This is a genomic window from Pseudoalteromonas sp. PS5 (genome assembly GCF_004103255.1).
In the GTDB taxonomy this organism is placed as follows: domain Bacteria; phylum Pseudomonadota; class Gammaproteobacteria; order Enterobacterales; family Alteromonadaceae; genus Pseudoalteromonas; species Pseudoalteromonas peptidolytica.
Window position 1 is genome coordinate 26,289 of sequence record NZ_RCSQ01000056.1, and the last position, 12,306, is coordinate 38,594.

10 protein-coding genes and 1 pseudogene are annotated in these 12,306 nt (G+C 43.1%); 9 read left to right on the plus strand and 2 right to left on the minus strand.

Going from position 1 to position 12,306, the window contains the following annotated elements; translation table 11 throughout:
• Positions 1-9 precede the first annotated feature (9 nt).
• Complete coding sequence (locus D9603_RS07790) at positions 10-561, minus strand: glutathione peroxidase (protein ID WP_125250598.1); 552 nt, start codon at positions 559-561, stop codon at positions 10-12.
• A 66-nt stretch (positions 562-627) separates the two neighbouring features.
• Here D9603_RS07790 and D9603_RS07795 point away from each other — a divergent pair, with 66 nt between their 5' ends.
• From D9603_RS07795 to D9603_RS07805, 3 genes and pseudogenes are all read left to right on the plus strand, one after another.
• Positions 628-1,116 (plus strand): GNAT family N-acetyltransferase, encoded by a 489-nt coding sequence (locus tag D9603_RS07795; protein WP_128730870.1) that lies wholly within the window; start codon positions 628-630, stop codon positions 1,114-1,116.
• Between the two features lie 117 nt (positions 1,117-1,233).
• Positions 1,234-3,197 (plus strand): annotated as a pseudogene (locus D9603_RS07800) (hybrid sensor histidine kinase/response regulator).
• Between the two features lie 285 nt (positions 3,198-3,482).
• Positions 3,483-4,619, plus strand: coding sequence for a response regulator (locus D9603_RS07805; RefSeq protein WP_128730871.1), 1,137 nt, complete (start codon positions 3,483-3,485; stop codon positions 4,617-4,619).
• Positions 4,620-4,652: 33 nt separating this feature from the next.
• Here the strand turns inward: D9603_RS07805 and queG are convergent, their stop codons facing one another.
• A complete protein-coding gene (gene queG / locus D9603_RS07810; protein ID WP_128730872.1) occupies positions 4,653-5,786 on the minus strand; it encodes a tRNA epoxyqueuosine(34) reductase QueG in 1,134 nt (377 codons plus the stop codon).
• Positions 5,787-5,797: 11 nt separating this feature from the next.
• Here queG and D9603_RS07815 point away from each other — a divergent pair, with 11 nt between their 5' ends.
• The 6 genes from D9603_RS07815 (at position 5,798) to hfq (ending at position 12,286) form a co-directional block, all read left to right on the plus strand.
• The gene (locus D9603_RS07815) at positions 5,798-7,282 is read left to right on the plus strand and encodes an NAD(P)H-hydrate dehydratase (RefSeq protein ID WP_128730873.1); all 1,485 of its coding nucleotides are present in this window, start codon (positions 5,798-5,800) and stop codon (positions 7,280-7,282) included.
• Positions 7,279-7,752 (plus strand): tRNA (adenosine(37)-N6)-threonylcarbamoyltransferase complex ATPase subunit type 1 TsaE, encoded by a 474-nt coding sequence (tsaE, locus tag D9603_RS07820; RefSeq protein ID WP_128730874.1) that lies wholly within the window; start codon positions 7,279-7,281, stop codon positions 7,750-7,752. The genes D9603_RS07815 and tsaE overlap by 4 nt, the downstream gene beginning before the upstream one ends.
• A complete protein-coding gene (locus tag D9603_RS07825; RefSeq protein WP_128730875.1) occupies positions 7,745-9,088 on the plus strand; it encodes an N-acetylmuramoyl-L-alanine amidase in 1,344 nt (447 codons plus the stop codon). Before tsaE ends, D9603_RS07825 begins: the two co-directional genes overlap by 8 nt.
• Before the next feature lie 3 nt (positions 9,089-9,091).
• Positions 9,092-10,948, plus strand: a complete 1,857-nt coding sequence (mutL, locus tag D9603_RS07830; RefSeq protein ID WP_128730876.1) for a DNA mismatch repair endonuclease MutL — start codon at positions 9,092-9,094, stop codon at positions 10,946-10,948.
• 107 nt (positions 10,949-11,055) lie between these two features.
• Complete coding sequence (gene miaA, locus D9603_RS07835; RefSeq protein WP_217704621.1) at positions 11,056-11,946, plus strand: tRNA (adenosine(37)-N6)-dimethylallyltransferase MiaA; 891 nt, start codon at positions 11,056-11,058, stop codon at positions 11,944-11,946.
• A gap of 76 nt (positions 11,947-12,022) precedes the next feature.
• The gene (hfq, locus tag D9603_RS07840) at positions 12,023-12,286 is read left to right on the plus strand and encodes an RNA chaperone Hfq (protein ID WP_125250588.1); all 264 of its coding nucleotides are present in this window, start codon (positions 12,023-12,025) and stop codon (positions 12,284-12,286) included.
• Positions 12,287-12,306: the final 20 nt, after the last annotated feature.

Here is a 12,306-nt window from a genome sequence, read left to right on the forward strand (position 1 = left end):
AAAATCAGCTTATCTTGGTAATAGTTTTTCAATTTCGCTGGTAAGTTCTTCAGACATTGGCTTGGTGCGGCTATTAAAACGCTTGATAGTTTTACGGTCAGCTGAAACCAAATACTTGTAAAAGTTCCAGTTTGGTGAGCTAGTAACTTCATTCAAATGCTCAAATAGTGGGTTTGCATCTGAACCTCTAACCGCGGTGGTGGCAAACATATCAAAGGTTACACCATAATTAATAAAGCACACCTTTGCGGTTTCTTTCTCATCGTCTTCTTCTTGAAAAAAGTCATCAGATGGAAACCCAAGCACAACTAACCCTTGATCTTTGTACTTTTGATGAAGCTTTTCTAGCCCTTCAAATTGGCCAGTGTAGCCGCAGTTACTCGCTGTATTTACGATAAGCAGTGGTTTGTCTTTAAACTGGCAAAAGTTGATAGATTCATCGGAACGTAGTTTGCGCATTTCAACATTGGTGAAATCGTCGCAGCTTGGCGACTGTGCATTTGCAGCGCCACTTAATAATAAGCTAAGCGCTAGGCTCAGCGTGGAAATACTTTTTAGCATCAACACTTTCCTTTTAACGAAATTATCTCTTATCATACGGACACATCCATTTAAATGATCAGCTAAATGAATATACGACTTGCTAACTCACAAGATCTCAGTGTTATTGTCGACATTTACAACGAGACAATTCCAAGTCGCCAAGTAACAGCTGATACAGAGCCTGTCAGCATAGCACAAAAACAAGACTGGTTTGATGCACATACTAAATGTCGACCAATTTACGTTGTTGAGTTAGATAATACAGTGGTTGCTTGGCTGAGCTTTAGCAACTTTTACGGCCGTCCTGCGTATGCTGGTACCGCAGAAATAAGTATTTATCTGGCAAAGTCCGAGCAAGGTAAGGGGCTTGGCAGCCAGTTAATGATGTTTGCTGAAGCACAGGCACCAAAGCTTAATATCACTACTTTATTAGGGTTTATTTTTTCTCATAATGCGCCTAGCATTCGCTTGTTCGAAAAACATGGCTTCCAAAAGTGGGGAGAGTTACCCCATATTGCGGAGATGGACAGAACTCAATATAGCTTAACTATATTAGGTAAATCTTTACGATAATCTTTTAGGTGTTTGTCTCTGTTGATTTTTGATGGCGGCTAAATCGCCGCTATTTTTTAGCGTCTCGCTATTCTTCAACTAAACTAAAATTCAGGTTTTTGGTTGAAGGATCAGGGTATGACGAGTCAGGTACTGATTATTGACAGCAGCAGTGTTCAAGCAATGCGAGTCAAGGTGTTGTTTGAGTTACTCGGTGGTGACGTTGAGCATGTTCATTATCGCAGTCTTGAAGCTGACCTAGACCTAGATAGGTTTGATGTTGTGGTGGTTGCACATGGTGTTCCCGCAAGTAAATTGTCTCCAATTCAACAGCTTAGGCATCATGATAAGCTCGTTTTGCTAGCTCCAAAACCCGATAATGCAGAGCATTTGAAGTCATTTAGTGAAATAAATCGTGCGTTACCAAATGGTATTGTGATCTATCCGTTTTTTGCCAATAAAGATATTACCGGGTTATTGGAGCGCTTGCTTGAGGTCGGTGCAACCAATTCTCTGGTTTTGCCGAAAGTCTTGTTGGTTGACCACCATACCCCCCGTTTGGAGATGCTTGCAAATAGTCTTCGAGGCGCTCAGCTTGCAGTGATAACTGCAACTACCTTGCCCGAAGCACTTCATGCTGCAGAGCAGCACCCTGTCGATTTATTGATCTGTGACTTTAATTTAGAAAAAGACACAGGTCTTGATGTATTTAATAAAGTGCGCCAAGTGCACCATAATTGCCGTTGCTTACTGATGACGTCTCGTGTCAATCAGGTAGATATGTTAGAAGCTGTGCGACAGGGGGTTGAGGATGTGCTTATCAAACCGTTTGATGAAAGCGATCTGTTGCAAAGCTTACATAAACTTTGGCAAACAGAGCTGCTGAGACGCCATAATCAAGAGCTGGTGGAGCGGTTGCAGGACACCGTAGATGCGCTTATCGAAAGAGACAGCTTGTTACGAGTTATTTATAAGCACACGCCTGATCCTATCATGCTGTTTAATCGCCAAGGGCACATTATTGAAGCGAATGACTCGTGCTGTGAATTATTTGAACTCACAGAGGAGGAGCTACAACCTTTATCTATTTTTGAGCTATTTGATGAAGTGTCAGTTTTACAATTGCGCGACTTAATGAAGCATATCGGTATGCTAAAACATTTTGACTGTGAGCTAAGCCTTCCTAAAGTCGGAGAGCGCAGCATTCCACTTATGGGTACTTTTAACGAGATAGATCATCACGGTGAAATGGCCTTGCGGTCATTTTTAAAAATGTGTCTAAGCTCAAAGAGCAGCAAGAAATGTTAGAAGAGACCAAAGAGCTGTTAGAGTTTGAGGTACAGGCGAGAACCTCACAATTGCTAAAAGCGAAGGAAGCGGCTGAGGCAGCTAACTTATCGAAGTCAGAATTTTTAGCCAATATGTCTCATGAACTTCGTACGCCGATGCACTCGATATTAAGTTTTGCGCGATTTGGGCTAGATAAGTTGATGAGCCCAGAGGTACCCATCGATAAATTAAAAAAATATTTGTCACGTATTGAAACCAGCGGAGAGCGCTTGTTAGTGCTGCTTAATAATCTATTAGATTTATCAAAACTAGACGCTGGTCGTTTTCCTTTTAATCCCAGTTTTCATAACTTAGTAAACATTATTCAAAGTGGTATTGAAGATGTTTCAGGGACTGCGCTTGAGAAGCGCATTAAGATCCGCTTTGAGAAGCCAAACCGAGGAGTAATGACATTCTGTGATCCAGAGCAAATAAATCAAGTGATAAGAAACTTGCTAGGTAATGCTTTGAAATTTAGCCCCGAAGGAAGTGAAGTGAGTATTGTGCTTAGCTGCGAAGGGCAGGATATTCATATCAAAATCATTGATCAAGGAGTTGGGATCCCAGAGGATGAACTAGAACAGATTTTTGCTAAATTTGTTCAAAGTAGTAAAACCGATAGCGGTGCAGGGGGTACTGGTTTAGGGCTTGCTATTTGCAAAGAGTTCATCTTGCTGCATAAAGGGCAAGTCTATGCACAGAATAACCCTGATGGCGGAGCCAGTATTCACATAAGCTTACCATTGGTTGAGTATACTGAAGGAGTTATCTAGTGTAATGATGCTAGCTGGCAAGCTTCACGGTATCGGTCTATAACTAAGAAGACTATGTTTTTATACTTATGGTATTGAGTATGTGTCCTATTTAAAGTTAGAAATTGTGCAGTAACAAACGCAGACTTCGTTACTTGCTTATTCATAAGTGTTTAACATGTGAATGGCGTACTTTTCCACTGGATTAAGTTATAAATTGAGATAATGGTGATAACTGGACTCAGTTGGATACGGAGAGTGTGATGTGTACTTAATACTGTCATATACCAGTAAAGGATAGCACCTATGGCGTTACAAAGAATCTTGGCGGTGGATGACGAGCCGTTTAATTTAGAAATCATTGAAGAAATTCTTGAAGATTTAGACTTTGAGCTTAAAACGGTTGAGAGTGGAAAGGCGTGTCTTGGCGTTGTTGAGGAGTTTGACCCTCAGGTTATTTTACTGGACGTGAGCATGCCGAAGATGAATGGCTATGAGGTGTGTAAAGCAATAAAAGCCAACCCGAACACCCAGCACATTATCGTCATGTTTGTCTCTGCAAGAGGATCAGTTGAAGAGCGTATGGAAGGGTATTCAGTAGGTGCTGAGGATTATATTGTTAAACCATTTGGGCAAGGGGAATTAAAAGCCAAGTTACAACATTTAAGTCAGATGCTCAAAGAAAAAGATGTGCTCGCACAGCAGGTTGAAGACGCTACTTCTACCGCGTTTAGCGCCATGGCAAATAGTAGCGAGATGGGTCAAATCGTCAATTATATTGAGCAAATAGGGGAAATTGACTCGATCCCAAGGCTTGCTGCTGCACTGTGCCAATGTTTGAAAGGACTAGGGCTAAATTGCAATGTAGAGGTAAGGCTTGAAGGACAAAAACATCATTTTGCAACAACCGGAATATGTTCACCTATCGTGATTGAATTATTTGAAATTCTTCATACCAAGGGGAGATTACATGAATTCACAAATCGTATTTTGGTAAATTACCCTTGGCTGAGTATCTTGATTTTGAATATGCCCAGTGACGACCAAGAAAAACATGGTCGCTTACGAGATCATATCTGTTTTATAGCCAGTGTTACTGAGCAGCAGCTTCTTGCGATACTTACAAAAAGAAAACTAACGCAGCAACGAGAAGACTTAGAAGCGGCAATCACAATGGTGCAGGGCAAGTTCAAAAGTATGATTTCGCTACTTGATAAAAATCGTCAAGAAAATGAAAAAGTGTTTAGAGTGCTACAAGAGCTGTTCGAAGCGCGGATCCCTACAATGGGGCTAGACGAGGATCAGGAGCAGTTTATATATCAAAATGTAGATAAAGCAATTCAAAGCTCTGTTGCCCGAGAAGCCAGCGTTCATGAAGTGAGAGCTGCCTTTCATGATATTGAAGAAGACTTAAAAGTACTCTCGCGTCGGGCTGAGCGATAAAAGAAAGACGTAAATTGCGAAGCGGAGCTTAGGTTACGCATCACGTGGCAGTCCTTTTTCTATGATACGGATTAATCTTTCATTTTTACGTGTAGATTGAGCACATTTGTCCCTTTGTTGTTGCAGTGCCCAATCTATATGCTCGATCACCAGCGCGGTGGTGCTTTGACGCTTGTCTTCTAATGCTCGAACTATTTCCTCGTTATACGGAGCATTACCAAGGCCTACGGCTAAATTGCGTAGCCATCGCTCGTGTCCAATTCGACGTATTGGGCTGCCTTCTGTATTTTTTAAAAATGTTTCTTCACTCCAAGCAAACAATGACAATAGATCTTTATCTTTAAGGTGCTGCCGAGGAAGAAAGTCGTCTTCTTGGGTCAGTTGCCCGTAGCGGTTCCAAGGGCAAACCAATTGGCAGTCGTCGCAGCCATAAACTCGGTTGCCTATTTTTGCACGAAATTGCTCAGGAATAGCCCCTTGTAGCTCTATCGTTAGGTATGAAATACAACGTCTAGCATCGACAACATAAGGAGCGACAATAGCACCGGTTGGACATAGAGTCAGACAAGCTGTACATCGACCACATCCTTCATCTTCATGAGGTTTGTCGATTGGCAGTGGAATATCAACAAAAAGCTCACCAAGAAAAAACCAAGAGCCTGCTTGCTTATTGATGACTAAGCTATTTTTCCCTTGCCAGCCCAACCCCGCTTTTTGTGCTATTTGACGCTCTAGAACAGGTGCTGAATCGACAAATGGCCTAAAGCCTAGAGACCCAACTTGCTGCTCTATCATTTTACCAAGCTGTTTTAGTTTATTACGCATCACTTTATGATAGTCTCTACCTAGTGCATAGCGTGAAATATAAGCCGTTGTTTTATTTCCCAATGCCTTGGCAAAACTGGCATCGGGAGGGAGGTAATTCATTTTTACTGAAATAATACGTTGTGTTCCTTGAACCAGCTCCTGAGGGCGAGCTCGTTTCATTCCATGTGCAGCCATATAAGCCATTTCACCATGGTAGCCGGCATCCAACCACCGTTGTAACTGCGCCTCGTGCTGGCTCAGATCAATGTCTGTGATACCCACTTCTGCAAAGCCAAGTGCTTGGCCCCATTGCTTAATTTGTTCGGCAAGTTCACTATAATTAATGTTATTGGTTGTCACAGGAAGAAATAATGGCTAATGAATACTCGGATAATTTACCACAAGTTGCCTACACATCCCAGCAAGTACAGCAATACGAAGGTCAAGCCGCTAAATTATCTGGTACTAACTTAACCACGCTGATGCGTCGTGCAGGTCATGCCGCATTTTCTTATGTGAATGACACAATGTCATCCCATGAAAAGGTGCTCGTTATCACTGGTAAGGGAAATAATGCTGGCGACGGTTTTATAGTTGCGCAGCTGTGTTGGGAGGCTGGTATTGCCGTAACTGTACTGACATTGTTTGAACCTAAACGCTTAGCTGGAGATGCCCAGCAGGCATACCGTCAATACCATGGGAAGTTGGTGTCTACATATAATGAAATAGACCTGAGCCAATTTACGACCGTGGTCGATGCTGTATTTGGAACTGGATTTCGCGGTGAGCTACCGGAGCATGTACGTACTTGCTTTGACTGCATTAATAATCTCCCTATCAGGAAAGTAGCACTCGACGTGCCTAGCGGTGTAAATGCAACAACTGGAGAAGTTGCGCCATCGGCACTGATGGCATCTACAACGGTTACTTTTATCGCCCTCAAACAAGGTTTGTTAAGTGGCACAGCTAAACGTTTTGTGGGTAATTTATTACTCGCAGGTCTGGGTGTTGATAAAGCATTTAATTCACAGGTTACAGCAACCTCGAATTTCTTAAATCATGAAACTTTGATGGCAACAAGGCCGCAAAGAGCACTTGATAGTTATAAAAATTCACATGGCCATGTGTTAGTGATAGGTGGTAATCATGGCATGGCTGGAGCGGTTCGGTTAGCCGCAGAAGCCGCATTGAGAGCCGGAGCTGGGTTAGTTTCGGTGGCAACACACCCAGATAATACCGCCGCGGTGTTATATGGTCGTTATGAATTGATGGTGCATGCCGTGGCAACGGCTGAAGCATTATTACCGCTGCTTAACAAGGCAAGTGTGGTGGTACTAGGCCCAGGGCTTGGGCAAGATCTGTGGGCGCAAAGTTTGTTTCGAAAAGTAATACAAACCAAATTACCATTAGTGCTCGATGCTGATGGCCTAAATTTGCTAGCTAAAGAGCCTGTTGCAAGGTCAAACTGGGTATTAACGCCTCATCTTGGCGAAGCAAGGCGGTTATTGAAAAATGTAAACGCAAAAGTAGATGAAGCTGATAGATTTGCAGTGGTATCAAATATTAGCAAGCAATACCAAGCAACTACTGTGTTAAAAGGGCCAGGTAGTCTAGTGGCACAACAGCAAAGCATAAATATCAACCGTTCAGGTTGCGCCGCAATGGCAAGTGCTGGGATGGGGGATGTATTATCTGGTATTATAGGCGGCTTATTAGCGCAAGGAATGGAAGCATTTGCGGCCACAAACCTGGCCGTGTATATTCATGGTTTAGCTGCTGAACAGGCCGCTGATGATGGTGCAAAAGGTATGCTAGCCGGGGATTTATTCGAACATATTCGAGGTATTTTAGGGTGACAACAGGACATATTAAATTCGATTTGGCTGATGAGCCAGCAACAGTTGCGATGGGTAATAAAATTGCCCAAGTTGTCCGCCAAGGTGCCGTGTTGTTTTTACATGGTGATTTGGGCGCAGGAAAGACCACACTTACCCGTGGAATAGTGCAAAGCCTTGGTCATTCAGGTAAGGTAAAAAGTCCTACCTATACCTTGGTTGAACCTTATGAATTAGAAGATGTCTCAATATATCATTTTGATTTGTATCGACTAGGTTCTCCAGAAGAGCTGGAATATATGGGGATCCGAGACTACTTCGCAAACCATGCTATTTGTGTTGTTGAATGGCCAGAAAAAGGGGAAGGGTTCATACCAAGCCCTGATATCGACATTACGATGCAATACGCAGGTGAAGGTCGTCAGGCTATTCTTCAGGCGAAGTCTAGTCGCGGTGAGGCGTTACTAAAACAATTACAAGACTATGCGTAATCATCTCAACAGTAAGTATTTTTTTATTTTTTTGTGCATGCTGGTTATAAGCATGCACAGCGTTGCTCAAAATGCCATTGAGAGTGTACGTGTGTGGCCTTCGCCAGAAAGTACTCGTATCGTTTTCGATATGAGTAAAAAGCCGGATTACAGCTACTTTGTGTTAAAAAATCCCTTACGCTTGGTGATTGATCTCGAAGGCACTAAACAGAAAAAAAACTTCCCAAATATTGCCGATGAGCACCGGGTGATTAACAAAATTCGCCATAGTAAACCTAAAAACAGTCAATCAGCGAGAATTGTGGTTGAATTAAGTCGCAGTGCCACTCCAAAGGTATTTGCACTCGCACCAACAGGGCCATATAAAAACCGTCTGGTGGTAGATTTATATGGCAAACAAACAAGTGCCTATAGCGATAACAAAACAGCTGCTCCGCGAAAAACGCTAGTACAGGATAGAGATATTGTGATTGCCATTGATGCAGGCCATGGGGGGGAAGACCCTGGCTCCATTGGGCCATCAGGTATTTATGAAAAGCTAGTGACGTTACAAATTGCAAAACGTTTAGCGAGATTAATTGACAGCCAACCGGGCATGAGTGCGAAACTCATTCGTACAGGAGACTACTACTTAAAGTTAAATACCCGAACGGCAAGAGCAAGAGAGAGAAAAGCCGACTTTTTTGTTTCCATTCATGCTGATGCTTTTACCAGTCCACAACCGAGTGGGGCATCGGTATGGGTACTGTCGCTACGAAGAGCTAACTCTGAAATCGGTAAATGGTTGGAAGATAAAGAAAAGCACTCTCAACTTTTAGGAGGAGCCGCGGATCTAATCAAAGATACAGCAAATGAGAAATACCTTGCCAAAGCACTGCTTGATATGTCGATGGAGCACTCGATGAAAACCGGATTTCAGGTTGCTGAAGAAGTTGTGAAGGAGCTAAAAAAGGTCGCAAAAATGCATAAAAGCCGCCCTCAAGCTGCAAATTTTGGCGTGCTAAAGTCCCCTGATATTCCGTCGATTTTAGTGGAAACCGGGTTTATCTCGAATCCAAGAGAGGAAAAGTTATTAACTTCACCTCATTATCAAGAACGCCTAGCCCGCGCTATTTTTAGTTCTATCAAGGGGTATTATGAGAAAAACCCACCTGACAACTCGCTGTTTGCTCGTATGCAGTCTAACAAGCCGGTAACCCATAAGGTAAAAAGTGGTGAATCTCTGAGTGTGTTAGCCAGCCGTTATGGCATAACAGTCGGAGCTCTTAAAAAAGCAAACAACTTAAAAAACAATACCTTGTTTATCGGCCAAGTATTAACTATCCCAAAAGCGTAAACCATGACAATAGAAGTGCTTCCAGCTCGGCTGGCTAACCAAATTGCCGCAGGTGAAGTGGTAGAACGTCCGGCTTCAGTGGTAAAAGAGCTGGTGGAAAACAGTATCGACGCTGGGGCAACCAGAATTCAAATAGACATTGAACGTGGTGGTCACAAGCTGATCCGCATCCGTGATAATGGCAAAGGGATCGTTAAAGATGAACTTATGCTGGCACTGTCGCGTCATGCCACCAGTAAACTGAAAAGTTTAGATGACCTTGAGTGTATTGCATCGCTTGGTTTTAGAGGTGAAGCCTTGGCATCTATTAGCTCAGTGTCACGCCTGACACTAAGCTCTAAGCCGAGCACTCAGGAAACGGCTTGGCAGGCTTTTGCTGAAGGCAGAGATATGGCCGTTCAGATCCAGCCAACGGCGCACCCAGACGGTACTACAATCGAGGTAAAGGACTTATTCTTCAATACACCAGCGCGGAGGAAGTTTTTACGAACCGAGAAAACGGAGTTTAGCCACATTGATGAATTGGTAAAGCGGATCGCACTGAGCCGTTTTGATATTGCAATAACCTTAACTCATAATCAAAAAGTGGTTCGCCAATACCGACCGCGCGCGATGGAGCATGGAGTGCAACGGGTAGCACAAGTTGGTGGCAAGGTGTTTTCACAGCACGCCAGCTTCATCGAATCAGGCCACGAAGGTCTAAGACTATTTGGTTGGGTGTTACCAGCAGGCGTTACTAACTCGACCCAATATACTTACGTAAATGGTCGTATGATGCGAGATAAGCTTATCCTCCACGCGATCCGCCAAGCATTTGATGAATCAATTGGTCATGAAGAACTTCCTGGGTTTGTTGTCTATCTAGAGCTTGACCCTCGGCAAGTCGATGTAAATGTCCACCCAGCTAAACACGAAGTGCGCTTTCATCAAGCACGTTTAGTACATGATTTTATTGTTCAAGCGATTAAGCAAGTTGCAACAGCGCAAACGGAGTTATCTTGCGATAATGATACCGTATCGCTGCCCAGACCTAGCTCTGAGACGCCTTTATTTACACCTCAAGAGCAACAAGATGAGACTTATCATCAAAGCTATCGCTCAACACTCCAACCTAAAGCGCCATCTCATAGACATGAAAGCACTAGTCAGTACCCGAGTCTCGCCACACAAACACCAAAAGCAAGCCGTGGTCGTACAGATAGCGCCGCGAGTAAAAAGAAACAGGTAAATGTTAATCAGCTTTATCAAGGCCTGTCACATCAACAGATGCAGCACTTTGATACGATAGCTGAGTCGACAATACCTACTGAGCAACTGACCAAAGCGCCAAGCTTGGCTGCTAAATCCAGTTGGATGTCGTTGCCTCATGGCAAAGTAATACTCGAACAAGATAATCAGCTGCGGTTTGGGGACTGTAAGCATGGCCTGTTGCCTTACTGGCAAGCGCAAATTGAGCAAGACGGCACGCTGCAAGGTAAAGCATTGTTGTTACCTGTGCGAATTAAACTGGATAAAACCGCACTTGCTGCTCTTCAGCAACGGCAAACTTGGCTCGCGATTTTAGGCTTTTCTATCGAGCTATTCGATACTCACATTTTAGTTAAAAAACTTCCTGTATCGCTATACAGCATCGATGTGGGGGAAATCTCAAAAGCGATGTTGGAGCCGGAACCGGAAGCTGAGCTCACTATCTGGTTACAATGGCTTGAGACAACCACGCCTAGCGCTTATTTTGATAGTCAGCACTTTGATTTAGTTAAAGATAAAATGCTTTCAAACACGGCATGTTTGGCTCGCATTCATGAAAATGCTGCTACAATAGATGGCCATAAGTTAGTACGCTTTTTGAGTGTTGATTAATTTGCCTAAGAAGTAGGTATTAATTCCGATGCACAATCAGCTATAATATAAGATTAGTGTAGTTTATTAGTAGGTTAGATGTGAACAAGTTACCTGTCATCACCCTAATGGGGCCGACAGCTGCGGGGAAAACTGCGTTAGCGATAGAATTATGCCAAACGCTTAACACCGAAATCATCAGTGTAGACTCTGCGTTAGTGTATCGTGGCATGGACATTGGTACGGCTAAGCCTTGCGCGCAAGAGCAAGCAATGGCACCACATCACCTCATTGATATTATTGACCCTGCGCAAAGTTATTCGGTGGCAGAGTTTCGTGCTGACGCTATCAGACTGATTGATGATCTGCATCAACGTGGAAAGGTGCCCATCTTGGTTGGTGGCACTATGATGTATTTTAAAGGGTTGATAGAGGGGCTTTCGCCATTACCTGAGGCCAACGCTGAGGTAAGAGCTGCACTTGAACTTGAGGCGCAACAGATTGGGTGGCCGGGTCTACATCAGCAATTAACAGAGATTGACCCTGAAGCGGCACTAAAAATTAGTGAAAATGACTCACAACGGATAAATCGAGCGCTAGAAGTCTATCGTATTTGTGGTAAAACGATGACCGAACTACAGCAAACGAAACAAGCGGTATTACCGTATCAATTTCATCAATTTGCGATAGCGCCAAGTGACCGAAAAGTCTTGCACCAACGTATAGAAAAAAGATTTAAAATAATGTTGGAACAAGGCTTTAAAAATGAAGTTTTGACCCTATATAATCGAAAAGATTTACATCCTGATTTGCCGTCAATTCGATGTGTTGGATATCGGCAAATGTGGGAGTATTTAGCTGGCGAATGCGATTATGAAGAAATGGTTTTCAAAGGCATCGCAGCTACCAGACAACTGGCGAAACGGCAATTAACTTGGCTGAGGGGGTGGCAAGATGTAACTTGGCTTGACACCGATGGTCAAGAAAACTTGCAACGTGTTCTAACTTCGCTAAGCTAATAGTAGTTGTTAAATCAGCGTGTTCTGATTAAATCAACGACCTGACATAATAACACCTAAAACGAAGGATAAGAAAATGGCAAAAGGCCAATCTTTACAAGACCCATTTTTGAATGTCTTGCGTCGTGAGCGCATTCCTGTCTCAATTTTTTTAGTAAATGGTATTAAATTGCAGGGTAAGATCCAGTCATTTGACCAGTTTGTGATCTTACTTGAAAACACGGTAAACCAAATGGTTTATAAACATGCCATCTCCACTGTGGTTCCTGCTCGTGCGGTAAATTTCCAAAATGCAACTGGAAGTGACGCGAGTGACCAGAATGAAGAAGGTAATTATTGATTTTAATTAGTAGGAGCTTA